Source organism: Ensifer sp. D2-11 (genome assembly GCF_054161295.1).
The window spans coordinates 141151-166753 of record NZ_CP096434.1 but is presented as its reverse complement, the minus strand read 5'-3'; the positions used below and the strand labels follow the sequence as shown (position 1 = coordinate 166753).

Genomic DNA, 25603 nt, shown 5'->3' with positions numbered 1-25603 from the left:
GACCGGTACTTAGTTGGCGAGCCAGCCTTCGCGCTTCAGCACTTCGCCGACCGTCGCGCCATCCTTTTCGATGACGGCTTTGAGTTCGTCGCCGGTCACATAGCCGGGAGACTGCGAGCTGTCGGCGAGATATTTCGCCCATTCCGGCGTCTCGGAGACCTTGCGCAGGACATCCGCATAGAACTGGACGACCTCAGGCTCGACGCCGGCCGGCAGCCAGACGGTGCGCGGCATCGAGTAGTTTTCGATCGGAATGCCGGCTTCCTTGCAGGTGGGGATATCGCTCCAGGCCTTGTCGCCGGCGACCTTGGCGTCGCTCGTGAACTTCGCGCTCTTGAAGACGCAGAGTGGCTTGATCATGCCGGCCTGCCATTGACCGAGGTTCTCGCTCGGATTGTTGACATTGGCGTCGAGATGCTCGCCGGCAAGCTGAACGGCCGCCTCGCCGCCGCTCTTGAAGGGAATGTAGTTGATCTTGGCGCCGGTTGCGTCGTTGATCATCGAGGTCAGGATCTGGTCGGCGTCCTTGGACTGGCTGCCGCCGATCTTCAGGCCGCCTTCCTTCGCCTTGGCCACGAAATCGGCAGCCGTCGCGTAGTCCGCCTTGCCATTGACCCAAAGCACGAACTCGTCGGACGCGAGCGAGGCGACCGGCGTCAGGTCCTCGGACGTATACGGCACCTTGGCGCGGACCGGCAGCAGGTAGGCATTGTTGGTGCCGAAGGCGAGCTTGTAGGGATCGCCCTTGTAGCCAGCCGTGTAGACGAAGCCTTCCGCGCCGCCGGCGCTGCCCTTGTTGGTGACGACGACCGGTGCCTTCATCAGCTCGTACTTGCCGATGATCGCCTGGATGGTGCGCGCGAAGATATCGGTACCGCCGCCGGGGCCGGCGGTGACGACGAATTCGACCGGGCGGTTCGGCTCGAAGGCCGATGCCGGCGCGGCAAGGCCGAAAGCGGCGGCCGCGATTACTGCGATGGAGACGGATTTTTTCATGCGTGGTCCTCCCGTTGAGTTGGATTGCGGCGCGAGACCTCCCCTCACGCCGGTATTCATCGAAAGCGTGCGAATTCAGGCAGCCGCCGAAAGCGCCCTCTTTTTCTTCGCCATGCGGGCTGCAAGCAGGATCGCCTCGCGTGTTGCGCCTATATCGGCGATACCCTTGCCGGCGATGTCGTAGGCGGTGCCGTGGGCGGGCGTGCAGAGCGGGAACGGCAGTCCGCCCATCATCGTCACACCCTTGTCGAAGCCGATGATCTTCATGGCGATCTGACCCTGATCGTGATACATGGTCATCACCGCGTTGAAGCCTTCCTTCAGCGCCCGGAGGAAGACCGTATCGGCCGGGAACGGCCCCTCGACGTTAAAGCCGAGCGCCCTGGCCTTCTCGACCGCCGGCTCGATGATGTCGATCTCTTCCATGCCGAAGCTGCCGCCGTCGCCGGCATGCGGATTGAGTCCCGCAACCGCGATCTTCGCCTCCTCGTAGCCGGCATCCTTGAGGCAGGCCTGCGTCAGTTTGAGTTCGGCAAGGATCGCCTCCACCGACAGGTGGGATGCCACGTCCTTGAGCGGGATATGCGACGTCACCCGCGCGTTCCACACCTTTTCGAGAACATTGAATTCACGAACCTTTCCCGTGAAGGAAAGCACGTCGGCGACGAAGCGTATCTCGTCGTCATAGCCGGGATAGGCAAAGCGCATCGCCTTCTTGTTGAAGGGCGTGAAGCAGACGGCATCGGCCTTGCCCGCATGGGCGAGTTCGAGCGCGGTGCGGAAATTGCGTGTGGCGAAGGTGCCGCCGGCCAGCGTCGCCTCGCCGCGCACCACATCGGCCGGATCGAGATGGGCGAGATCCACGAAGACGTGGCGGGCGGTGCCGGCGTTGTCGAGCGCATCGAGCGAAGCGGCTTCCAGATCCAGCGTGACGCCGGCCACCCGGGCGCCCTCGTCGAGGATGCGGCGATCGCCGATGGCGATGATGTGCGCCGCGTCGCGGATGTCGGAAAGGGCCAGCAGCCGCGCCGTCAGTTCCGGGCTGATTCCCGCGGGGTCGCCCATGGCCAGCGCAATCACAGGGCGCCGCTCCTTCGTTCCGTCCGCTCCTGATGTCGTCATTCGAGATGTCCTCCGCTTCATGCTTCGATGTCTCATACGTCATTCAAAATTCTGCATCAAGTCTTTTGTATTCTGTATGCAGCATTTTCTGTTGACGACGTCAGGGGCAGTCTCCATGCTTGAATGAACGGCGCTGATTCAATCGCGCATACTCAAGGGGAAGGGCCGCGCGGCGGTCCGAAGCTCAGACGAGAAAAATGAACGAAATCAAATCACTGGAGCAGCGGCCCATAGGCGGCCCGGGACCCATCCGGCGCACCGCACTGCACGACACGCTGGTCAGCCATCTGCGCGACATGATCATCGAGGGCGACCTTCCGCCAGGAACCCGTCTGCACGAGGGGCAACTGGGCGAGCAGCTCGGCGTATCGCGCACGCCGCTGCGCGAGGCGATCAAGTATCTTGCGAGCGAAGGCCTGGTGGAGCTCGTCCCGAGCCGCGGCGCCGTCGTCAAGCGCTTCAGCGCCAAGGACGTCCGGGACATGCTCACCGTGCTGCAGACCCTGGAGGAGCTCGCAGGCAGGCTTGCCTGCGAGGCCGCGACGGATGCGGAGATCGCCGAAGTGCGGGCGCTCCACGACGAAATGGTGCGCCGCTACGAGGCGGGCGACCGGATGCAATATTACAAGCTCAACCAGGACATCCACTCCGCCATCGCCCGGCTTTCGGGCAATGCTGCCCTGGCCGACATGCATGCCATGCTGCAGACGCGGCTGAAGCGCATCCGCTTCATCGGCCATGAAGGCCCGGAGAAATGGGCCGCAGCGGTCGCCGAACATCAGGAAATGATCGCCGCTTTGGAAGCGCGCGACAAAGCCAGGCTATCGGAAGTGCTGGGGCTCCATCTGACGAGGGCCTGGGAGCGGGTGCGCGACGCGGTTTAGGGCGGACGCGAGGCAAAATAACCCCTCTGACAGGCCAGAGGGGGGTATCACCGGTCAGGGCCTCACTTCACCGCCAGCAGACAGATATAGGAAAGCACCGTTACGAGCAGCCCGTGGAAGGCGAAGCTGACGCAGCGGTATTTGCCGCAGGCGATCGCCGCGAGCGCGTCTGCGTTCTCGGCGTATTGACGGAAGAGAAAGTCCTGATCGCCGGCCCCCGCTGCCCGCATGAAACCTTCCCGATGACGGGACCAGGCGCCCCAGAACAGCGTCGTCGAGGTTGCGCTCTTCCTGGGCAGGACCACGAGGATCGCCGAAACGATCGAGAAGATCGATGCAAGCGCCAGCATAGCCGAGAATACCATCGTGACGGTGCTGCCCTCCGCATAGCGCTGCCAGGCAAAGACGCTCCGCCCTTCTTGCGAAGTGACCAGAAAGGCGAACATGAAAGTGAAGATATAGGCCGCCTTCTGATCGGACGTCTTTATCTGATCGGCAAAGACGTCGTTGATCTTCCTGATGTGGTCGTAATAGGCCCCCAGCGCCGCCTCCGGCCCGGCTCCTTCACTTGGAGGATCGAGCCTGTACAGATTTCCCCCTGATTCCATCCGCCACTCCCCTCTATTTCGTCTCCTCTTTATTACACTCCACCAGTAAAGAGATACGCCCAAAACTGGGCTCTTGACTTTTCCTCCCTATAAATCCACTGGATTCACTATAGCGAGGGGTATTTCGGGAATGCGGGGAAGAAGAAAGGGGGCATTGCTTGCCGCGGTGACGCTTTTTGCGCCCTTGTGGGCGCTTGCCGAGCCGGTTCCGCGCCCGTCACCCGCGGCCGGCTCCGTCATTGCCCGCAAATCCGGCGAGGAGGTGCGCTTCGTCGACGTTTCCAACTGGCGGGTCGTCGACCTCGCCCAGGACCTGCTTCCCGGCGACGTGCTGCGCACCAACGCAACGGGCGCGCTGGCCGTCCTCTTCAGAGATCACACGCAGATAAGGCTGGGGCGCAATACCGCGCTGCGCGTCAAGCAGATCGGGGCGGGCGACACGAATCTCGGGCTGGAATCGGGTACGATCTGGGCCCGCGCCGAGCGTGGCGGCGAGGGCCTGGTCATCGATACGCCGGCCGCAGCCGCCGCCATCCGCGGTACCGACTGGACGCTGACGGTCGGCGCCGACGGAAAGACTTCGCTCGTCGTCCTCGAAGGCGTCGTCGAACTCAGCAATGCCTATGGCAGCGTGACGGTGAAGCAGGGCGAAGGCGCCGTTGCCGCGATCGGCAGCGCGCCGACGAAGATCGTGATCGTTACGCCGAAGGATCGCGAGCAGATGCTCTTTCATCTGTCGCTCCGCAACGCCTTCGTCTGGATGCCGGCCACGCCGTTCAGCGTTCCCGAAATGCGCCGCGAGCGTGCGCGCATCGAGGCCTCGCCGGCAGCATCCCGCCCGGCCGAGGAATGGCTGACGCTTGCCGAGATTTATCTTTCCCTGGATGGCCGCGACAAGGCTCAGGCCGCGCTCGCGGAAGCCGCTAGCCGGGGCCTGACCCGCTCCCAGGCGGCACGTGCCGACCTCGTCAAGGCATTGATCGCCGGTTCTTCGAACCGCTACGAAGAGGCGGCGCGTCTGTTCGCCAGGGCCGAACGCGGCCTCGACCCGAGCCGCCGCACGATCGCGGCCTATGGCGGCTATTTTGCGCGCGGGCTCGCCGATCCTGCCCGCGTGGAGGAGCCGCCGCGCAACGCAAGCGGCCGCTATGCGGGCATGGCCCGGGCCTGGACTGCCGGCTTCCGGGAAGACATCCCCGCGGCGATCGCGGTGATCAAGAAGGCCGAGCAGCAATATCCCGACGACCCGACCCTACCCGCGGCACGCGCGCAGCTCGCCCTCCTGCTGGATGACCGCGACGAGCTTCGCGACGGCGTCGAGCGGGCGCTATCGATCGATCCGGACGACCCGACTGCGCTCGAGGCGCGCGCCCACTACCGCTATCACATCGACAACGATCTCGAGGGCGCCCTTGCTGATCTCGAAAGGGCGCTGAAAACCGCTCCGGGCTCCTCCTCCATCTGGAATTCCCTCGGACTGGTCCAGGGCGCGCGCGGCGACAACCGTGCCGCCGAGGCTGCCTTCAAGCAGGCGATTGCGCTCGATCCGCTCGATCCCGTCTCCCACGCAAACCTCGCAATACAATACATGGACGAGATGCGGATGGCCGAGGCGAAGCGGGAGATCGACGCCGCGCTTTCCGTCGATCCCTCCTTCGACGCGGCGCTGGTGGCACGCGGCCGCTATCACATGCAGAACGGCGAGGCCGACAAGGCGGTCGAAGACCTGCTCGCCGGCTCGACGGCCAATCCGGCCTACTCGAACGCACAGCTCCTGCTCGCGGCCGCGCATTACGAGAAGGGCGACCGCATTCCGGCAGCTCAGGCGCTCGACAATGCCGACAGGCTCGACCCGAACGATCCCGTCGTGGCGACGGTCAGAACCGCGATCGCGATCGATGCCTATGACGCCGACGCGGCCATTCGCAACGCTCAGGAAGCCCTGCGCCGCACCCGCGCCAAGGGCGGCGACACGGCGGCACTCGGCGCCAACCAGGAGCAAGGCTCGACGCTCAACGACGCCTTCCGCCTGCAGGGATTGGATGCCTGGGGCCAATATTACGGCGACGCCGTCTTCGATCCCTTCACCGGTGCCAGCTATGTCGACCAGGCGGTGCGCGGCAGCGTCAATCCCTTCTTCAACGCTTACGATTTCGCCGCCAACGCCGTCACGAACACGGTCAATACCGCAAGTTTCTCCGCTCTCATCCAGGGGCTTCTGATCGAGCCGCACATGCTCGCCAGCCGCGAGCGGACGGTCAACCTGCTGCGTTCGCCTTTCTTCGAGACGGAGCTCGGCGGCGGGTTCATCGCCAATGAGGATCATACCGGATGGGTCGGGGAAGCTGCGGTTCGCGGATTTACCGTCTCGCCGTTCCCGATCAGCGTCTACGGGACATTTCAGTGGGAGGAGCCGAAGGATGTGGTCGATCTCGGAGGCGCCCGAGTGGAACGAGAGCTGCGGATAATCGGAGGCAACGGCTACGTTACGGCCAGTCCGACGCCCGATGACCGCATTGTAGTCTTCGCGAACTATTCCGATATCGAGGAGACACAGCAATTTCTGCCTGTTCCGCCTGACCTTGAGATAGGGGACGAGTCTTCCGGTCTCATTTCCGGGCTCGCATGGAGCCATACATTCGGATACCGCAACGTCGGAAACGCCGCGTTGTTTTTCAGGGAACTCCGCACCGGTGATAGCCTATCCATTCTGGATGCCAGCGGCGCTGGAGGGACCATCGATCTTGAAACGAAGGAGCGGACCTATATCGCTGCAGTGAACCACTTGTATGGAGATGGGGACCTGACGTGGCGCTATGGCGTTCAGGGCGGGAAGGTCCGGTCGGACAGCTCACCGGCCGTCTTCGACTCGTCCACGCAAGCGGTGGCGAAAGCCTATGTTGATGTCCTCTATGAAATGACCCCGGACCTCAAAGTCGAAGGCGCCCTGTTCGCCCGTTACATAGAGGACGTCAACGACAACAATATCCGGCTTGAGCCGAGACTCGGAATCGCCTGGGCACCGGCCGAGGGCCATTGGCTGCGCGCCGCCGTTCAGCGCGACGGCTATAATTTCGGCTCTGCCACGCTTGCGCCAGTCGGCATCGTCGGACTGCAGCCCAACCAGTTCCTGATCGGCACGGGCGGCTATGCCGACACGCTGGCCTTGCGCTGGGATGCCGAGTGGAACGACTGGCTCTTTACAGCCGTCGACTACCAGCACCAGGAAATCCGCGACGGTTCAATTGCCATCCCGGTCACCAGCCCCTTCTTCGCACTGACGGATTTCCCTTTCGACAAGGGCCGCATCGACCGCGTGGCATTGACCGCAAACCTCGCGCTCGGTCACGGATTCGGCCTATCGGCGACGATGGCCCGCACGGAAAGCGAGGACCGGTCGGCAGGCGCCGGCGGCGATCTGCCCTTCCTGCCGGAATATTCGGGCCAGGTGGCACTCACGTTTGTCAGCACAGCCAACATCAAAACGACCGTCGCCGCCAACTACGTAGGCGAGCGAGCGGAGGGTCCGATAACCCACGACGACTTCTGGACGGTCGACGCCGCTCTCCAATGGGAGCCCTTCGACAAGCGGTTCGAAGTCGAACTCGCCGGCTTCAACCTTCTGGACGAGGAGTTCGAGGTGCGCGACGGGCTGCCCGGCTGGGGTCCCACGGTCAAGGGCACCGTCAAAGTGCGGTTCTGATGAAGGCCTCTCGCCAGCTTCGCCTTTCCTCCCGGCGGGCAAAGCTTGCCGCCCTTGCGGCCTTGGTGGCCGCCCTCGTCTCGCTCGTCTCGCTGACCGGTTCCTGGTCGCTGGTCGACCTGCGCGCCTACGACTATCTCTCGATCCTCGGCCGGCCGCCGCTTCCGGAAGACGGCCCCGTTATCGTCGCGATCGACGAACCGTCTATGGCCGAGATCGGCAGCCAGTGGCCTTGGCCGCGCGCCCTGCACGCCCGGCTGATCCAGGCGCTGAGAGCCGCCGGCGCCAGGGCGATCGCACTCGACGTGATCTTCGCCGAACCGGCCGCCGCCCCGGAGAACGATCAGGCGCTTGCCGAAGTCCTCGGGCCCGATGTGGTGCTTGCCGGCGACGAGACGCTGATCCGGACACCGCAGGCAGAGCAGTTCGTCCGGACCGAGCCTCTTCCCGTCTTTCTGGAGCGGGGCGCCAAGGTGGGCATCGCCTCGGTCGACCTCAGCGGCGACGGCACGCTCAGGCAGATTCCCTCCTATCCGGACGGCTTGGCCGTGACGCTCGCAACCGTTGCCGGTGCGGAGCCTCACTATCCGCCGAGACGAGCCCTGATGCAGACCTTCGGCCCGGCGCGCACCTACCCGACCGTTTCCTATTATCAGGCGCTCGACCCGGAAAGTTTCCTGCCGGAAGAAACGTTCCGCGACCGGGTCGTCATCGTGGGCCTGAGCCTGCAGAACGCCCCGACCATCTCGGGCGGTGGCATCGATGCCTTCGCCACCTCCGACACGGTCTTTTCCCGCGGTCTCGTCGCCGGCGCCGAGATCCACGCGACCATCTACGACAATCTCGTGCACCGGCTGTTCGTCAAGCGGACGGGAGCGGCGGTCGCCATCGCCGCGATCGTCCTCGCCAGCCTTGCCGCAGCCCTTGCCGTCCTCGGGTCGACAAGCTGGAAGACGCTCGGTTACGGCGCCCTCGCCCTTATTCTGATCTTTCTTGCAAGCTACGGCCTGATGCGCCTCGGCCATGTGTTCGTCTCGCCGCTCGCACCGGCACTTGCTTTTCTCGGCGTGGCAGTCGGGCAGGCCGGCCTCGACTATGCGGAAGAAAGGCGCCGCCGCCGCGCGATCACCCGTGCCTTCTCGCAATATCTCTCGCCAGCGCTCGTCGAGCGGCTGGCGAGAGACCCCTCGCAATTGAAGCTCGGCGGCGAAAGACGGACGCTCACGGTACTCTTCTGCGACGTTCGCGGCTTCACCACCATATCGGAGGACATGAAGGACGATCCGGAGGGACTGACGACGCTCATCAACCGGCTCCTGACCCCTCTTTCGGAGGCGGTGCTCAACCGGCGCGGCACGATCGACAAATATATCGGCGACTGCCTGATGGCATTCTGGAACGCGCCGCTCGACGATCCGGACCATGCCGTCCATGCCGTTCAGGCGGCGCGCGACATGCTCACCGCCCTCGGCGATCTCAACGCAGAGCTGCAAGCCGAGGCGAAAGCGGCGGGACGTCCGCCGAAGGCGCTGAGGATCGGCATCGGCATCAACACGGGCGAATGCGTCGTCGGCAATATGGGCTCGGCCCGCCGCTTCGATTATTCGGCGCTGGGCGATGCGGTCAATCTCGCCTCCCGCCTCGAAGGTGCCTCCAAGGACTACGGCGTGCCGCTGCTCCTCGGCGAGCGTACTGCAACACTCGCGGCCCGGAAATTTGCGGTTGCCGAGCTCGACCGCATCACCGTCAAGGGACGCAGCGCAGTCTCCCCCGTCTTCACCCTGGCCGACGGCGCTTCGGAACCGGCGCTCGAACGCCACCGCGCCTACCTCGCCCGGAAATACAGCGGCGAGATCGCTGCCGATGACGGCTTGTTCGATGAACTCAAGGCGGCGCTGCCGCCGCTCGCGCGCTATTACGAGCGTGAGCGGGAACGGCTGTCGGGATGAATAAGCAAATCGCCCCTCATCCGCCTGCCGGCACCTTCTGCCCGCGCGCGGGGCGAAGGGAATATGCCGCAACGCCTCTTCCTTAGATCGGGGCAGGAGCTAGCCGCTTGTCCCTTCTCCCCGTCAAACGGGGGAGGTGCCGGCAGGCGGATGAGGAGCAAATCACGGGCTCGGCGCTCAAAGCAGCCCGCCAACCCCCAGCAGCCGCTCGACCGTGGCGTGCTCCTTCGCCAGCGCCTCCGGAGTTCCGCTCCAGGCGAGCCTGCCGCGCTCGAGGATGATCACCCGGTCGGCGAAATCGAGTGCGCTCTGGATGCGCTGTTCAACGAGCAGGATGGTCATGTCGCCGGTCTTCGCGAGCTCGGCGAAAGCCTTCATCAGCTCCTCGCAGATGACCGGCGCCAGACCTTCGAGCGGCTCGTCGAGAAGCAGGACCGAGGGCCGTCCGAGGATCGAGCGGGCGGTAGACAACATCTGCTGCTCGCCGCCGGAAAGCTGCGAGCCGAGGTTTCGGCGCCGCTCGTAGAGGCGCGGAAACATCTCATAGGCCTCGCTCAGCGCCGTCTTCGGCCGGCCCTTGAGGCCGACGAAGAGATTTTCCTCGACCGTCAGCGACGGGAAGACGCAGCGCGCCTGCGGCACGAAACCGAGGCCTTTCAGCGCGCGTGATGCGCTCGGCAGCGCGGTCACGTCGGCATCGCCGATGCGGATGCGCCCGTCATAGCGCCGCGTCTGGCCGGCGAGCGTAGCGAGCAGCGTCGTCTTGCCCATGCCGTTACGCCCGAGAACCGCAAGCCGCGCGCCGGCAGGCACCGAAAAGGAAATCCCTTCCAGCACCCGCGTCGGCCCATAGCCGGCGGAGAGATTGTCGACCTCAAGCGGCGCTGCCGGCATCGGCATAGCTCCCGAGATAGGCTTCGCGCACACGCGGATCTTTGGTGACGTCGGCTGGAGAGCCGTCGAAGATGACCGTGCCGGCGGCAAGCACGATCACGCGCTTGGCGAAGCGGAAGACGAGATCCATGTCGTGCTCGATCATCAGCACGGCGAGGTCATCGGGAAGATCGGCGAGCGCCTGCTCGATGCGGCCCGTGTCGCTCTGCGGCACGCCGGCTGCCGGCTCGTCGAGCAGCAGCACCCTCGGTTTGAGCGCCAGGGCCACCGCGATCTCCAGCAGCCGCTGCTGGCCGTAGGCGATCTCGCGCACCGGCCGGTGCGCGAGATCGCGCAGGCCAAGCTTGCCGAGCAGGCTCCCGGCCTCCGCCATCACCCCGGGCATCGCCAGGAAATTGCCGAACATGCGCCCCGCCCGGCCGTCGCGCTGCAGGACCGCGAGCGCCACGTGCTCGGCGGGCGTCATGTCCTGGAAAAGCCGCGTCACCTGGAACGAACGCACGAGGCCGCGGCGGACGCGGCCGATCGCATCGATATGGGTGACGGTTTCGCCGCCGATCCGTACCTCTCCGGCGTCCGGCTTCAGATTGCCGGTGACGAGATTGACGAAGGTCGTCTTGCCGGCACCGTTCGGGCCGATCAACGCGACGCGGTCGCCCGGTGCCATGGAAAGGCTGACATCGTTGGTGACGGCGAGACCGCCGAAGGAACGCTTGAGATTTCTGACTTCGAATATGGCGCTCATCGGCCCGCCCCACGTCGCCGCGCGATGATTTCTGCGGCCGTGCCGTAAAGCCCTTTCGACGCAAAGAGCACGACCGCGATCAACAGGGCCCCGACCATGGTCAGCCAGTGGAACGGGTTGGCCGCCGAGACGAGGTCTTCGAAGAACATGAAGACGATCGTGCCGGTAAGCGCCCCGAAGAGCGAGCCGGTACCGCCGAGCACGAGCATGACCAGGCTTTCGGCCGAGAGCGTGAAGGAGAGACTGTCGAGACCGACGACCTGCGTCGAGACGGCGTTGAGCGCCCCGCCGACCCCGGCGACCGCGCCGGAAATCACATACATCTTGAGGAGGGCGATCGTCGGCGACGCGCCCATCGCCCGGATGCGGATCGGGTCCTCCCTGATGCCGCGGCAGAGCATGCCGAAGGGCGAGCGCACGACGAGGCGCAGGAGCACGAAGACGATTGCGAGCAGCACGACGCCGAAGACATAGGCCGTGCGGCCCCAGAGGTCGAAGGCGAAAAGGCCGATGAGCGGATCGGGGGAGATGCCGGCCAGTCCGTCGCTTCCCCCCGTCCAGGAGGAGGCCTTGTTGGCAAATTCATGGAACAGATGGATGAGGGCGATCGAGAGCACCAGCTGCGGGAGACCGTGCGCCCTGAGGATCACGACCCCGCAGGCGAGCCCCGCCAGCGCACCGACGAGAATGCCGGCGGCGAGCATGAGGAGCGGATCGGTGATGCCGAAATGCACGGCCGCGATACCGGCGGCATAGGCGCCGCTGCCGAACAGCGCGGCATGGCCGAGCGTCGCGACGCCGCAATAGCCGGTGATGAGATCGAGCGAGAGTACCAGCAGCGCGATCGCGGTGATGCGGGTGAGCAGCGCCAGATTGTTCGGAAAGAGGAGATAGCCGATCCCGGCCAGTACGAGGATCACCGCGAGGCCCGCAAGATCGCGGCCGAGCCCCCGCCTGCCCGCAGAAAGTGCCGTGGCTGCTTCGTTCATCGTTGCCATGGTCACCTACTTCATCCTCCCGGCAAGGCCGCGCGGAAAGACGCAGACAATGGCGATGACGGCGAGATAGAAGAAGAATTCCCCGAATTCCGGCATGAGATAGCGTCCGGTCGTATCGATACCGCCAAGCAGGAGACAGGCGGCAAGCGCACCCGGGATCGACCCCGCACCGCCGACGGAAACGACCACCAGGAAGGTGACCATGTATCTGAGCGCATAATAGGGCTCGACCGGCAGCAGTTCCGCGCCGACGACGCCGCCGAATGCGGCAAGCCCCACGGCGACGGCGAAACTCACGGCATAGACGACCTCCGTGCGCACTCCGAGTGCTGCCGCCATCGCCGCATTGTCGACGGCGGCCCTGAGTTTCACCCCGAAGGCCGTCTTCTCGATGGCAAACCAGAGGGCTCCGGCAACGGCGAGGCCGCAGACGATCGCGAAGATCCGGTGCACGGCGATCGAACGGAAGCCGAGATCGGCGGAGCCCTCAAGGCTCGGCGGCAGCGGGATAGTCTTGAGAGTCGGGCCGAAGACGTAGTTGGCAATGCCGATGATGCAGAAGGTGATGCCGATCGTCATCAGCACCTGAGTCAGCTCCGGCTGACCGTAGATGCGGCGGTAGAGCAGGCGCTCGATCGGGATGGCGATGACGATCGTGCCGAAGACCGCGATCAGCACCGCGGCGCCGTAGCCGAGCCCGAGATCACGCGCCGCATAGGATGCGATATAGCCGCCGATCATCGCAAAGGCGCCGTGGGCAAGATTGACGACGCGCATGAGGCCGAGCGTGACCGAAAGGCCGATCGAGATCACGAACAGCACCATGCCATAGGCGAGCGCATCGACGGCTATGCTGAAGATGGTTTGCATGAGCGCATCCTAACGCTGTGGCAAGGCTTCACCCTCGATCCTCATTCCGGAAGGCTTCCGCCAAACCAACGATGCAGCCGTCGCATACAGCGGGCCGCCGATCATTTCACCGCGGCTAGACCCGGATCGCCCTGTTTCTCGAAGGTCTGGATCTCCTTGTTGTAATAGGTGCCGTCATCGGCCTTGGCGACTTCGCGCAGATAGATGTTCTGGGTGATATGGCGCGATTCTGGGTCGATCGAGACCGGCCCGCGGGGGCTTGTCCAGGAGAGCCCCTTCACGGCGTCGACCGCCTTCCGGGCATCCTGCTCGCCGCCTGTCGCCTCGATCATCTTGTAGATGACATGCATGCCGTCATAGGCCCCGACCGCGGGGAAGGAAAGCTCGGCCGGATTGCCGATCGCCTTGCCGGCCGCCTCGACGAATGCCTTGTTTTCCGGTGAGTCATGCGAAACGGCATAGTGAAAGGTCGTCTGCAGGCCGAGCGCGGCGTCGCCCAGCGCCGGCAGGTCGGATTCCTGGGTGAGGTCGCCCGGCGCGAAGAACTTGATGCCGCCGTCCTTCAGGCCGTTTTCGTTGAACGCCTTGACGAAGCCGAGCGTCGTCGGGCCGGACGGCAGGAAGGCGAAGACGCCTTCGGCACCGGAATCCTTGATGCGCTGCATGATCGGCGAGAAATCGTTGGTCGAGAGCGGCATGCGGATCGCCTCGACGATCTCGCCGCCCGCCGCCTCGAAGCCGGCCTTGAATGCGTTCTCCGCATCGACACCCGGGCCGTAATCGCTGACCACGGAGATGATCTTCGAGACGCCGGCATCCTTCGCCACCTTGGCGATCGGCGTGGATGTCTGCCAAAGCGTGAAGGAGGTGCGCACCACGAGCGGGCTCTTGGTGACGATCGCCGACGTGGCGGCATTCATGATCACCAGCGGCACGTTCGCCTGCTCGAGCAGCGGCGTGACGGCCATCGCGTCGGGCGTGAAATAGAAGCCGGCGAGATATTGCACGCCTTCCTTTACGACCAGCTCCTGCGCCAGCGCCTTGGACTGGGCCGGGTCCGCCTGCGGCACGTCACGGTAGATGATCTCGATGTCGTCGTCGCCGACCTTGGCGCCGTTCACCGCCATATAGGCGTCGATGCCCGCCTTGAAGTTCTTGCCCTGCAGCGCAAAGGGACCGGAAAACGGCCCGACGACTCCGACCTTGATCGTATCCGCCTGCGCCGCGACGCTCGTTGCCAGAGCCGCGAGCGCGGCCAGAATGATCCTTCTCATATTTCCTCCCCCCGCGACGTCCGCTACTCCCGGCCGGCATCGCTTCCTTTTACATCAATCGCGATCGACAGCGGGCAGTCTGCCATGTCAAACGGTGATGCAAAAATGAAATATGGGCGGAAATCCATAATCCCCCGGTTATTGTTTTGTGCGGGGATTATGGAGGAAGCGCGCGGGCCTTAGTGCAGTCCGAATTCCCGAAGCAGCTCCTGCCTGTAGCGCACGAAGCGTGCGCCGCTGCGATCGCGCGGCCGGGGCAAGTCGATGTCGATCGCTCTCGGCGCTCCGTCCTTTTGCTTCGGCAGTATCAGGACACGATCCGCCAGATAGATGGCCTCCTCGAGATCGTGCGTGACAAGAACCATCGTCACGTTCTCCTCCCGCCAGATGCGCTCGAGCTCCTGCTGCATCGTCAGTTTCGTCATCGCATCGAGGGCGCCCAGCGGCTCGTCGAGCAGCAGGATCTCGGGCTTTACCGTCAGCGCTCGCGCAAGCCCGACCCGCTGTGCCATTCCACCCGATAGCTGTTTCGGATAGGCATCCTGGAAATCGGCAAGGCCGACAAGCGAGATGTAGTGACGTGCACGCTGCTCGGCGCGTCCGGAATCCTCGCCTCGGACCTTCAGGCCGAACGCCACATTGCCGAGGACCGTCAGCCATGGAAGCAGCCGCGGCTCCTGGAAGATGACCGCCCGCTCCCTGCCCACACCGGAAACCGGCCGGCCGTCGATCAATACCCGGCCCGCATCGGCCGTCTCGAGACCCGCAAGAACCCGCAGCAATGTCGTCTTGCCCGATCCGCTTGCGCCCACGATTGCAAGGCATTCCCCGGACCGGATGTCCAGATTGAGGTTCCTTAGGACGCTGAGCGGCCGTCCGTTGATCTGGAAGGATTTCGAGAGATCGCGCAGCGCCACCTCCCCTCTGCGCAGGCTTCTGACTTCAGCCATTTTCACCACCTCAATTCGCCGCGGCGGACGTCGCATCCGGCCGGAACAGAAGATCGGAAGCCTTGTATTTGCCCTGCGGCAGGCTGCCCTCGCGCTCGAGAACGCCGATCCAGAAATCCAGATCCCGCTCGGTCGCTTGCGCGCCCTTCCGCAGACCGAATCCCGTCCAATGCCTGGCGAGATCGCCGTTTTCGCCGCGCTCGGTCAGAATACGGTCCAGCACGGCCCGCGCTTCTTCCGGATGCTCGCGTGACCAGTCGGCGGCGCGCGCGGACTGTTCTACGAAGTTTCTGGCGGCGACCGGATTCTTCTCCACGAAATCCCGCCTGAGAACCGCAAAACCGCCTGCAATTTCACCGAGCACATCCGTATCGTCGAAGACCGCGCGCACCCCGCCGTGATCGACGATCTGGCCGTTGAAGGTCGCCTGCCAGTATCCCACGGCGGCGATGTCGACCTGGTTCGACCGGAGCGTCTGTTCGAGCTGCGGCCCGGGTACGACGACGAGGTTCGCTGCGTTTTCGGGCAAGCCCTTGCCGTGCAGCGCCTCGCGTACCGCATAGTCGAGATGCGCCCCGAGCGTATTCACCGCGATCGTCTTACCTGCGATATCCTCGATGGTCCTGATCGGGCTGTCGTCGAGCACGTAGAAGATGCTCTTGACCTGCTCGTTGATTCCGTTGGTCGGAAAGGCCGGGACGAAATCGTTTCCGCCGGCGATCGAGTTGATGACGGCTGCGGTCGCCGCCGAGCCGATGTCGACGCTGCCGGAGGCAAGCGCGAACAGCGATGCGGGTCCGCCTCCCGCATAACCGACATTCTCGAGCTTGATGCCGAGGTCGTCGAAATAGCCGAGCTCATAGGCGAGTTCGTGCGGCGATAGGCTGCCCTGGCTCGCAAGGAACCGCAGCGTCACCGGTTCCGGAGCTTCTGCTGCCGCAAGGCTGGAAAGACCGATCGAGAACAGGCTGCCGAATGCGAGGGCGCGAATGGAAATCGTCATGTGTCACCTTTTCCGTGATCTGGAAGTTTCGAATGTCGAGGCCGTTTTGCCGCAACTCCGGATGGAAAACCGCTGCGCACTTTTCCTGGAATCGCTCTAGTTCGAGGCGTCGCTCCAGCGGCAGAGGCGGCGCTGCGCAAAGACCAGCGCGTAGTTGGAGACGAGCCCGAGCCCGGCCAGAATGAAGATCGCCGCGAACATCAGGGGAATCTGGAAATTGTACTGGGCGTTCATGACCTGGAAGCCGATGCCCTTGTTGGCTCCGATCATCTCGGATGCGATGAGCAGCAGCAGGGCAGTCGTTGCACTCAAGCGCAGGCCGACGAAAATCGAAGGAACGGCGCCCGGGAGAATCACGCGACGGAAGACAGTGAGACGCGACGCGCCATAGACCCGCGCCATCTCGATCAGCTTCGAATCCACTTCCTTGACCCCGCTGATGGTGCTCAGGAGCAGCGGAAAGAGCGTCGCCCAGAAGATGACGAAGACTTTCGAGGCCTCGCCGAGTCCGAGAAGCAGGATGAAAACCGGATAGAGAGCGAGCGCGGACGTCTGGCGGAAAAGCTGGAGGACGGGATCGAGTGCGTTCTCGATCGCACGCACCTGCCCCATCAAGAGGCCGAGCGGTATGGCCAGAGCTACCGCGCCTACGAAGGCGGTGCCGGAGCGCTGAAGACTGATCGCGATGTCGTCGAGCAATGCTCCACCGGAAATTCCCGTCCACAGGGCGGAAAGGATGGCACCGACGGACGGAAACACGGCCGGGTTGATCCAGCCGGCGGTGCTGGCCGCCTGCCAGAGCGCAAGAAAGGCGATGAGCAGTCCGTAGCGCGACAGCCAGCTGCCGGCGGCGGCGCCTGACCGGCGGAGATACTCGTCCGCTTTTGCGCTGACGCTGCCGCCTTCGTGGATGATCGACCTGTCGAGTTCCTGCAAGCTCATTTTCGTGTCTCCCCTCTTACTCGGCCGCCTGGACGGTGGCGCGCGCCAAAGTCCACGGGTTCGCCGGACGGGGAAGACCGAGATTTTCCCGCAGCGTCCGCCCCTCATAGGCGGTGCGGAATAGGCCGCGTGTCTGCAGTATTGGGATGACCAGATCGACGAAATCGTCGAGAGCGCCCGGAAGCCATGGCGGCAGGATGTTGAACCCGTCGGCGGCTTCGCTCAGGAACCACTCCTCAAGCTGATCGGCGACCTGCTCGGCGCTGCCGACGACGGTGTAGTGACCGCGTGCGGTCGCGATCCACCGATAGAGCTGGCGGATGGTGAAGCCATGCTCATCCGCGATCTTCCGGATCAGCGCCTGCCGGCTTTTCATCCCCTCTGTCTCATTGCTGACGGGTAAGGGCCCATCGAGCGGATATCCCGTCAGGTCGAGCGTGCCGCCGGTCAAGCCATTCAACAGCGCCACGCCGTCCTCCGGCACGATCAGCGCATTCAGCTCTTCATATTTGGAGCGCGCCTCCTCTTCGGTCCGGCTGACGAAGGGGGCCACCCCCGGCATGATCAGAACATGTTCGGGGTTGCGCCCGGCGCGCTTCACCCGTGCCTTGATGTCACGGTAGAATTCCTGCGCCGAAGCGAGGTTCTGATGGGCGGTGAAGATCACCTCGGCGCTGACCGCCGCTAGCCTGCGTCCGTCCTCGGATTGCCCCGCCTGCACCACGACCGGGTGCCCCTGTACGGGACGCGGCGCGTTCAGCGGTCCTTTGACGCTGAAATGCTTGCCCTTGTGGTCGATGTCGTGAACCCGGCCGGCGTCGAAGAAGCGGCCGGTCGCCTTGTCACGGATGAAGGCGTCATCTTCCCAGCTGTCCCACAGAGCCTTGACGGTCTCGACGTGCTCGTGCGCGCGCTCGTATCGGTCGGCGTGGCTCGGCTGGGTTTCTCTGTTGAAGTTGCGTGCCGTCTCGTCGCCGGCGGAGGTGACCACGTTCCAGCCTGCCCGCCCGTTGGAAAGAAGGTCGAGCGAGGCGAACTTGCGGGCGAGCGTGTAGGGCTCCTCATAGGTCGTCGACGCCGTGGCGATGAAGCCCAGATGGGTCGTCAGCGGCGCGAGTGCTGCAAAGAGGGTGACAGGCTCGAAACCGGCGATCTTCGCATTGCCGCCTTCGCGGCCGCCGAGCCCGACGGAGAGGTTGTCGGCGAGAAAATAGGCGTCGAACAGACCGCGCTCCGCGGTCTCGGCGAGCCTTCTGTGGAATTCGAAATTCGTGGCACCGTCTGCCGGAGCGTCCGGATGCCTCCACGCGGCAATATGCTGGCCGCCGCCGGGGAGAAAGGCTCCAAGCTTGATCTGTCTGGTCATTGCTGCCTCCGTTGGATTTGCTTCACGGGCCGGCGTCACTTCGCTTCGATAGCCGACGCAAACCGGGTTGGTGTGATTGAATTTGCGGCTAGGCCGCCAAGCTTGCCCTGGCGGCGCGCGCGAGCGCCTGCGTTGCCTCGCCGACCGCCCTGCAGACGCGGGCATGGATCGCCTCCGAGGCGAGAGCGCCGTCGGCAAAGTCCTTGTCGGAGGCGTAGATCGCAGTCGGCATCGCCAATGCCTCGAAGAAGCCGAACAGTGGCCGCAACTGATGCTCCACCATCAGCGAGTGGCGTTCCCCGCCCCCGGTCGCGGCGAGGATGACGGGCTTGCCGCGGAGCGAGGAGGGATCGAGCAGGTCGAAGACGTGCTTGAAGAGGCCGGTATAGCTTCCCTTGAAGGTCGGCGACGCGACCACCAGGATGTCGGCTGCAAGTATCTGGCCGACGACATAACGCGCCTCCGGCGCGAGTTCGTCGAGCCTTCTCGCAGGGAGCAGGGACGCCCCGAAATCCTCGATATCGAAGGTCTGCGCCGACGCGCCGGCATCGACCGCCAGCCGGTGGACGATATGGTCCACGAAGGCGCGTGTCCTGGACGGACGCGTGATATTGCCTGAAATACCCACCACTCGTGTCTGCGGCATCGCTTTAGCTCCCCGTGAGATCCATGCTTCGGTGGTATTCATCAAAATCTATAATCTTAGTAGACTAAAGGAACGCCATTCTATTCCCGATACGCGAACAAGAAGACTTTGCTTTGGGGGCGTCCCTCGGGGAACAAAGCACCGGCCGCGGTGTTACCGCCAGACAAGTGCAAGACCGCCATGCATCTGCCCGACGCAACCTACCGTCTCCAGTTCCGCAACGGGATGGACTTCGCAAAAGCCGTGGAGTTGATCCCGCACTTCGTCGGGCTCGGCATCTCTCACCTCTACGCCTCGCCCCTTTTCACCGCGGTCCGCGGGTCGGCCCACGGCTACGACATCGTCGACTACAACGAGATCGACCCGGCCCTGGGCGGCTACGATGGATTTGTGCGGCTCGCTCATGCGCTGAAAGCCGAAGGACTCGGTCTCGTTCTGGACATCGTCCCGAACCACATGGCCGCGCATCTCGAGAATGACTGGTGGCACAGCGTGATCGAATGGGGCCGCCTTAGCGGATTTGCCGACTATTTCGACATCGACTGGCGGGAGCCGCTCACGCTCCCCTTCCTCGGAAAGTCGTTTGAGGAAGAGGTCGCAGCCGGCAATCTGCGCCTTGCATACGACCACGAGCACCGCTGCCTGGCGCTTCGATATTACGAGGCTCTCTATCCGCTCAATCCCACCAGCTATGCGGCGATCCCCGGCAACGGCAATGCCGCGCTCGAAAGGATCGCGGCTGTCGCCGGCACGGCCGAACGGAAAACCGCCGCACAGTTCCACGCGGAAATCGCCTCTGTCGTCGCGACGCCGTCGATCGCGGCCGAGCTCGACCAATGTCTCGCGCGGTTTTCCGCGGACACACTGCAGTTCGACCGGCTGCATCGAATGCAATCCTGGCGGCTGATGAGCTGGCAGACGGCCCGGGACAAGCTCAGCTACCGACGGTTTTTCGAGGTCGCCGGCCTCATCGGCATGCGCGTCGAAGATGAAGCGGTGTTCACGGAGACCCACCGGCTCGCGCTCGCCCTCGTCCGGGAAGGCCTGATCGATGGGCTCAGGATCGACCACATCGACGGCCTGGCCGATCCGAAGGGCTATCTCGATCGGCTCCGCCGGGAGGCCGGCGACGGCACCTATATCATCGTCGAGAAAATACTCGGGGAGAACGAAACGCTGCCGGAGGACTGGGCAGTCGAGGGGGCCACGGGCTACGAGTTCATATCGGCCCTCGCGGATCTTCTTTCCGACGACACTCCGTCTTCGTGGCTTTCAGGCGAGGAAAGGCGATCCGCGGCCGAAGAGGCGGTCACGGGATGCAAGCTTCAGGTCCTCGGCCGCAATTTCAATACGGAAGTCCGGCGGCTGACCGGACTGGCCGCTCGCTTCACAGGCGATGGGGCTCCGGATCAGAACGTGCGGACCGGTGAGGCCATTCGCCAGCTGATGGCGGCACTGCCCGTCTATCGGACCTATGTCGGCGACCAGGGGGCCGGAGCGCGCGACAGCCGCATCCTCGACGGGATAGCAGCGAAGGCAGCGGCGCGCGCGCCCGGCGCCGGCGCCGAGATCGCAGCGATCGTTTCCGCACTCAGGGCGCCGGTCGACTCGGCGGACGGCAAGCTGCGGTCCGAATTCCGCACGCGGTTTCAGCAGTTGAGCGGCGCAGTCATGGCCAAGGCGGTCGAGGACACCTTCTTCTATCGGAGAGGCGATTATCTCGCGGCGAACGAGGTGGGTGCCTCCCCCTTCTGGACGCCCGGCGGCGTCGGCCGCTTTCATGCGATGATGCAGGATCGCGCAAGCCAGATGCCGCACGGCCTTTCGGCTACCTCCACGCACGACACCAAGCGGGGGGAGGATGCGCGCGCCCGGCTCCACGTCGTCAGCGAGGCACCGGACGTCTGGGCTGCAGCGGTGGACCGCTGGCACGGGATGAATGCGGAAAGCATGGGCCGACTCCCGGCCGGCGAGAAACCGGACGCTCCGGTCGAGCAATTCCTCTATCAGAGCCTGCTCGGCGTCTGGCCGATCGCGCCCCTTGGTGACGAAGACGACCTGATTTCCCTGCACGAGCGGATGGTCGATTTCGCCGTGAAGGCGCTGCGGGAGGCAAAGCTCAGGACGAGCTGGGACGATCCGAACGAGCGCTATGAAGCAGCGATCAAGGCCTTTCTCGGCGATCTCCTGGATCGGCATAACCGGTCTTTCCTCGGCGATTTCGAGAAAACGGCCGGACCGTTCATCCATGCCGGGCTGATCAACAGCCTCTCGCAAGCGCTGGTGAAGCTCACCGCGCCCGGCATTCCCGATATCTATCAGGGCAGCGAACGCATCGACCTTTCCCTCGTCGATCCCGACAACCGCCGCGGCTTTTCACCGCGCGGCTCGCTTTCCCAGCTACCCCAAGCGCCGACGATCGGCGATTTCGAGGACTGCAAGCAGAGGCTGATCTCAATAGGCCTGAACTATCGCCGGGGGCGCGGCGCGGATTGTCTTGCGGGAGGCGAATACCGCGCAGTGCGCGTCGAAGGTCCGGGTGCCCGCCACGCAGCCGCTTTCATGCGTCGCAGCAGGGATGGCTTTGCGCTCACAGTCATCCCGCGGCTTGTCTTCGGCCAGACGCCAGACGGTCGCCTGTCCATCCGTCCGGAACTGTGGCGAAACACCTTCCTCGCCTGGCCCGAGGGCTGCCAATTCAAGCCCATGTGCAATCTCCTGACCGGCGGCGTCACCGAGCCTCGGCCTCTTCTTGCCGTGGCGGACGTTCTACGGGACTTCCCCGTCGCCTTGCTGGTCGAGGCGTGAGCACGGATCAACCTCACACCCGCCCCAGCCGCCGGACATTGCCGGCGAGCTCGGCGGCGAGCCTCAATGCGGCCGCCGTCGCGCCGACCATCTGCGGCAGGATCAGCCATTCGAGCGTCCAGGCGGAGCCCGAGCGCTCCTGCTCGTGCACCAGCGACTGGTGGATGGCGGAAACCTGCGTCGCGTTGAAGCGGGCGAGTGTCACCAGCACCTCCGCGGCGACCGGATTCTGCTTGTGCGGCATGGCCGAGGAGCCGCCGCCGCCGGCAAGCACGATCTCGTCTCCCGCCTGCGCCATCAGCGCCACGTCCTGACCGAACTTGCCGAGGCTGCCGGTGACGAGCGACAGGAGGTGGGCGAAATCGGCGATCGGCAGGCGCTGGCTGTGCCATTGCGGGCAGTCGACCAGCGCGAGTTCCTCCGCCAGCGTCGCGCGGACGATGTCGGCCTTGCCCTTGAGCTTTTCGAGCGTGCCGGCGGCTCCTCCGAACTGCACCGCGAAAATGTCCGTGCCCGTGGCATCCAGCCTGTCCTGATGGTCGAGCAGCGGCTCGATCCAGCTCCGCAGTCGGTCGGCCACCGTAATCGGGATCGCCGGCTGCATCCGCGTATGGGCGGTCAGCGCACGCTCGCCCCAGTGCCGCCCGCAAGCTTCGAGCGCCGTCACGACGTCGCCGACCCGGCCGGAGAAAAGTTCCGCGATCGCCTTCAGCCTCAGCATGAGGCTGGTATCGACCACGTCCTGGCTGGTGGCTCCGAAATGGACATGTTCCGCCGCCTCTTCGCCGACCGCCCGGCGCAATTGCCGCACGAGCTCGGGAACGACGACACCGTCGATGGCAGTTGCCCGGCGCATGGCGCCGACGTCCGGAGAGAAGCCACGGCATGCCTCGGCAATGCGATTGGCGGCCGCTTCGGGGATGACGCCGTGGCGCGCCTCGGCACGCGCAAGCGCCGCCTCGAAGGCCAGCATGGCGCGAACATCGGCGACGACGGAGAATTCCGCCGCCACCGCCTCGTCTCCGAGAAGGCCGGAAAGATAGGGGTGATCGAAGGCCGAATAGGTCATGCCGCATCTCCAGCTCTCGCTCCCTTCGGTTCGAAGGGAGCCTCACACGCATGCGGCAACGCGGGGGCGGGCTGCCGAACGATCAAATATCCAGGAAGACCGTTTCCTTCTCGCCCTGGAGATGAATGTCGAAGACATAATTAGGCGCCTGACCCGCCGCGACAAGCGTCTCGGCCCGGTGGCGGTGCTCGATGCGGGCAAGCAGCGGATCTTCGGCGTTCGCCGCCGCCTCGTCTGGGAAATACATGCGCGTGTGGAGGCCGATATTGATGCCGCGCGCGACGATCCAGATGCTGATATGCGGGGCCATCAGCCGGCCGTCGCGGAATGGAACGCGGCCCGGCTTCACCGTCTCGAAAGTGAAGACGCCGCCCTCGTCGCTCGTCGGCGAGCGTCCCCAGCCGGTAAAGTTCGGGTCCGCCGTACCGCGCAGCTCCGACGGGGAATTGTAGAGCCCGGCTGCGTCCGCTTGCCAGATTTCGAGAAGTGCGTCCCTGAGGGGCATTCCGGCGCCGTCGATGACGCGACCGGTCACGGTGATGCGCTGACCGAGCGTCTTGTCGTTGACCATCGAAGCGCCGAGGTCGCCCTCATATACGCCGCCGATGCCGCAGAAATTCGGCGTCAAGCCGATATGGACATAGGGTCCGGCCGTCTGCGACGCGGTTTCCTTGAGGGTGCTGAGATCCTGAACCATCGGTGCGTCCTCAATTCCCTTCCGGCCGGTTTTCGAAGAAGGTCGAGCGGCGGCCACGCAGCACGATGTCGAACCTGTAGGCGCGCGCATCCATCGGCACGGTGTTGCCCCAGTCGAGAGCCGCGATCAGCTGCTCGATCGCCCGGCGGTCAGGGACCGTGCCGACGATCGGACATTTCCAGATCATCGGATCGCCTTCGAAATACATCTGCGTGATCAGGCGCTGGGCGAAACCGTGGCCGAAGACCGAGAAATGGATATGGGCGGGCCGCCAGTCGTTGACCCCGTTCGGCCATGGATAGGCGCCGGGCCTGACCGTACGGAACCAGTAACGGCCTTCCTCGTCGGTGATCGTTCTGCCGCAACCGCCGAAATTCGGGTCCAGCGGCGCGAGATAGCTTTCCTTCTTGTGACGGTAGCGTCCGCCGGCATTCGCCTGCCAGAACTCGACGAGCACGCCATGAACCGGATGGCCGCGTTCGTCGAGGACGCGGCCATGGACGATGATGCGTTCGCCGATCGCACTTTCACCGGGACTGGCGAAGTTATGGATCAGGTCGTTGTCGAGCTCGCCCAACATCGAATGGCCGAAGACCGGTCCGGTGATCTCCGATATCGTGCCGTCGAGCGACAGCAGCGCCTTCTGCGGCGAACGCAGCACGGAGGTCTTGTAGCCGGGCGCGAAGGCCGGCGGGTGCCAGGCGCGGTCGCGGGCAAAAAAGGCGCCCGTTTCGGACTTGCCGTTCCGTCTGCCATTTTGATTGTCGGGCATCGTCCTTCTCCCTCGCCTATCGAGCAACCGTGCCGGCATCCATTTCCGCGAACACCTGCTTGACGATCTTGATCGCGTGATTGGCCGCCGGAACGCCTGCATAGATGGCGACATGCAGCAGTGCCTCGCAAATATCCTCGCGCGTCGCCCCGGTATTGGCCGTGGCGCGGACATGCATGGCCACCTCCTCGTCCTGTCCGAGAGCGGCAAGCAGGGCGATGGTGACGATCGACCGCTCCCGCTTCGTCCAGCCGGGACGCGACCAGACATGCCCCCATGCCGCCTCGGTGATCAGCTCCTGGAAAGGACGGTCGAAATCGGTCGATGCCGACGCCGCCCGGTCGACGTGATTGTCGCCTAGAACGGCGCGGCGCGTCGCCATTCCCTGTCGGTAGCGCCCGGAAGGCGCAAGGGTATCGCTCATGGTTTGCCTCCAGACAACACGGATCGGAAGAAGCGTCTCAGCACCGACGACAAGGCTTCCGGCTGCTCGACGCAGGGTATATGTCCCGCCCCGCGGATCACTTCGAAGCGCGCGCCCGGTATGAGATCGGCCGTCGAGCGGACCAGATCGGGCGGCGTCGAACCGTCCTGGTCGCCGACGACGCAGAGCACCGGAACCGCGATCCTGCCTGCGGCTTCCGTGAAATCGGCGTCGCGGATGGCGGCGCAGGTGCCGACGTAGCCCGGCACCGGCTGGCGGACCAGCATGTTGCGGTAGCCGGTGAAGGCGAGGTTTTCGGGCCGCCGAAAGGCCGGGGTGAACCAGCGTTCGAGCACGCCATCGGCGACCGCCTCGATGCCGTGCGCCTCGATCGCCGTGATGCGGGCGTCCCAGAACTCGACGGTGCCGATCTTGTGGGCGGTGCCGGAAAGCACGAGCGCGCGCACGAGGTCGGGGCGGCGGCCGTAGAGCGATTGCGCGATGAGACCGCCCACCGAAAGTCCGCAAACAATCGCCTGTTTCACGGCGAGGCGATCGAGGAGTCCGGCGAGATCGGTCGCATGGTCCTCGATGGAATAGGGAACCTGGCCGATATCGGACAGCCCATGGCCACGCTTGTCATAGAGCACGATGGCAAAATGGCCGGCCAGCCGGAGGACGACATCGCGCCAGATACGGAAATCCGTGCCGAGCGAGTTGATGAAGACGAGCGCGGGCTTTTCCGTGACCGCGCCAACCACGCGATAGTGAATCGTGACGTCGTTGATGCGGGTGAATTGCACGGCAGTTCTCCTCCGTCGTCAGAATTGGATGTTTCATCCGGTTAGGTAAAATGATATTTCGTGGCTTTCCCTTAACCAGG

Annotated in this window: 22 protein-coding genes; 4 read left to right on the top strand and 18 right to left on the bottom strand. The window is 64.5% G+C overall.

Annotated features, from left to right (window positions below; translation table 11 throughout):
• Positions 1–9: 9 nt before the first annotated feature.
• Both M1D34_RS17970 and M1D34_RS17965 read right to left on the bottom strand, forming a co-directional pair.
• The gene (locus M1D34_RS17970) at positions 10–996 is read right to left on the bottom strand and encodes a tripartite tricarboxylate transporter substrate binding protein (RefSeq protein ID WP_003536886.1); all 987 of its coding nucleotides are present in this window, start codon (positions 994–996) and stop codon (positions 10–12) included.
• 75 nt (positions 997–1071) lie between these two features.
• Entirely contained in the window at positions 1072–2118 is a 1047-nt protein-coding gene (locus tag M1D34_RS17965) for a 4-hydroxythreonine-4-phosphate dehydrogenase PdxA (protein ID WP_010976261.1), read from the bottom strand.
• Between the two features lie 197 nt (positions 2119–2315).
• Here M1D34_RS17965 and M1D34_RS17960 point away from each other — a divergent pair, with 197 nt between their 5' ends.
• A complete protein-coding gene (locus M1D34_RS17960; RefSeq protein WP_013850321.1) occupies positions 2316–3002 on the top strand; it encodes a GntR family transcriptional regulator in 687 nt (228 codons plus the stop codon).
• A 62-nt stretch (positions 3003–3064) separates the two neighbouring features.
• Here the strand turns inward: M1D34_RS17960 and M1D34_RS17955 are convergent, their stop codons facing one another.
• Positions 3065–3610 carry a Pycsar system effector family protein gene (locus M1D34_RS17955; protein ID WP_010976262.1) on the bottom strand — a complete coding sequence of 182 codons (546 nt, stop codon included), beginning with the start codon at positions 3608–3610 and terminating at the stop codon, positions 3065–3067.
• Between the two features lie 130 nt (positions 3611–3740).
• Between M1D34_RS17955 and M1D34_RS17950 the strand changes: the two genes are divergently transcribed.
• Positions 3741–7313, top strand: coding sequence for a FecR domain-containing protein (locus tag M1D34_RS17950; RefSeq protein ID WP_498783358.1), 3573 nt, complete (start codon positions 3741–3743; stop codon positions 7311–7313).
• Positions 7313–9262 carry an adenylate cyclase CyaK gene (cyaK, locus tag M1D34_RS17945; RefSeq protein WP_498783356.1) on the top strand — a complete coding sequence of 650 codons (1950 nt, stop codon included), beginning with the start codon at positions 7313–7315 and terminating at the stop codon, positions 9260–9262. The genes M1D34_RS17950 and cyaK overlap by 1 nt, the downstream gene beginning before the upstream one ends.
• Before the next feature lie 177 nt (positions 9263–9439).
• On the opposite strand, the gene M1D34_RS17940 is transcribed toward cyaK, so the two are convergent.
• The 10 genes from M1D34_RS17940 to msuE form a co-directional block, all read right to left on the bottom strand.
• The gene (locus tag M1D34_RS17940; RefSeq protein ID WP_498783354.1) at positions 9440–10156 is read right to left on the bottom strand and encodes an ABC transporter ATP-binding protein; all 717 of its coding nucleotides are present in this window, start codon (positions 10154–10156) and stop codon (positions 9440–9442) included.
• Positions 10137–10901, bottom strand: a complete 765-nt coding sequence (locus M1D34_RS17935) for an ABC transporter ATP-binding protein (protein WP_498783352.1) — start codon at positions 10899–10901, stop codon at positions 10137–10139. Before M1D34_RS17935 ends, M1D34_RS17940 begins: the two co-directional genes overlap by 20 nt.
• Positions 10898–11899: a branched-chain amino acid ABC transporter permease gene (locus M1D34_RS17930; RefSeq protein WP_498784292.1), complete on the bottom strand. Its 1002-nt coding sequence runs from the start codon at positions 11897–11899 to the stop codon at positions 10898–10900. Before M1D34_RS17930 ends, M1D34_RS17935 begins: the two co-directional genes overlap by 4 nt.
• A 6-nt stretch (positions 11900–11905) precedes the next feature.
• A complete protein-coding gene (locus M1D34_RS17925; RefSeq protein WP_013850315.1) occupies positions 11906–12769 on the bottom strand; it encodes a branched-chain amino acid ABC transporter permease in 864 nt (287 codons plus the stop codon).
• 101 nt (positions 12770–12870) lie between these two features.
• Positions 12871–14043: an ABC transporter substrate-binding protein gene (locus tag M1D34_RS17920; RefSeq protein ID WP_498783350.1), complete on the bottom strand. Its 1173-nt coding sequence runs from the start codon at positions 14041–14043 to the stop codon at positions 12871–12873.
• A gap of 179 nt (positions 14044–14222) precedes the next feature.
• The gene (locus M1D34_RS17915) at positions 14223–14993 is read right to left on the bottom strand and encodes an ABC transporter ATP-binding protein (RefSeq protein ID WP_003537466.1); all 771 of its coding nucleotides are present in this window, start codon (positions 14991–14993) and stop codon (positions 14223–14225) included.
• Positions 14994–15003: 10 nt separating this feature from the next.
• The gene (locus M1D34_RS17910) at positions 15004–15996 is read right to left on the bottom strand and encodes an ABC transporter substrate-binding protein (RefSeq protein WP_498783348.1); all 993 of its coding nucleotides are present in this window, start codon (positions 15994–15996) and stop codon (positions 15004–15006) included.
• 96 nt (positions 15997–16092) lie between these two features.
• A complete protein-coding gene (locus M1D34_RS17905) occupies positions 16093–16938 on the bottom strand; it encodes an ABC transporter permease (RefSeq protein WP_498783346.1) in 846 nt (281 codons plus the stop codon).
• A gap of 16 nt (positions 16939–16954) precedes the next feature.
• Entirely contained in the window at positions 16955–18304 is a 1350-nt protein-coding gene (locus tag M1D34_RS17900; RefSeq protein ID WP_498783344.1) for an LLM class flavin-dependent oxidoreductase, read from the bottom strand.
• Between the two features lie 88 nt (positions 18305–18392).
• Positions 18393–18950 (bottom strand): FMN reductase, encoded by a 558-nt coding sequence (gene msuE / locus M1D34_RS17895; protein WP_498783342.1) that lies wholly within the window; start codon positions 18948–18950, stop codon positions 18393–18395.
• Between the two features lie 180 nt (positions 18951–19130).
• On the opposite strand from msuE, the gene M1D34_RS17890 reads away from it, so the two are divergent.
• Positions 19131–21758, top strand: a complete 2628-nt coding sequence (locus tag M1D34_RS17890; protein WP_498783341.1) for a malto-oligosyltrehalose synthase — start codon at positions 19131–19133, stop codon at positions 21756–21758.
• Between the two features lie 13 nt (positions 21759–21771).
• On the opposite strand, the gene M1D34_RS17885 is transcribed toward M1D34_RS17890, so the two are convergent.
• The 5 genes from M1D34_RS17885 to pcaD form a co-directional block, all read right to left on the bottom strand.
• The gene (locus M1D34_RS17885) at positions 21772–22827 is read right to left on the bottom strand and encodes a 3-carboxy-cis,cis-muconate cycloisomerase (RefSeq protein WP_003529488.1); all 1056 of its coding nucleotides are present in this window, start codon (positions 22825–22827) and stop codon (positions 21772–21774) included.
• A gap of 82 nt (positions 22828–22909) precedes the next feature.
• Positions 22910–23524, bottom strand: coding sequence for a protocatechuate 3,4-dioxygenase subunit alpha (gene pcaG, locus M1D34_RS17880; protein WP_003529487.1), 615 nt, complete (start codon positions 23522–23524; stop codon positions 22910–22912).
• A 10-nt stretch (positions 23525–23534) separates the two neighbouring features.
• Complete coding sequence (gene pcaH / locus M1D34_RS17875) at positions 23535–24296, bottom strand: protocatechuate 3,4-dioxygenase subunit beta (RefSeq protein ID WP_498783338.1); 762 nt, start codon at positions 24294–24296, stop codon at positions 23535–23537.
• Between the two features lie 16 nt (positions 24297–24312).
• Entirely contained in the window at positions 24313–24720 is a 408-nt protein-coding gene (pcaC, locus tag M1D34_RS17870; protein WP_014530107.1) for a 4-carboxymuconolactone decarboxylase, read from the bottom strand.
• A complete protein-coding gene (gene pcaD / locus M1D34_RS17865) occupies positions 24717–25523 on the bottom strand; it encodes a 3-oxoadipate enol-lactonase (protein WP_498783336.1) in 807 nt (268 codons plus the stop codon). Before pcaD ends, pcaC begins: the two co-directional genes overlap by 4 nt.
• Between the last annotated feature and the right edge of the window lie 80 nt (positions 25524–25603).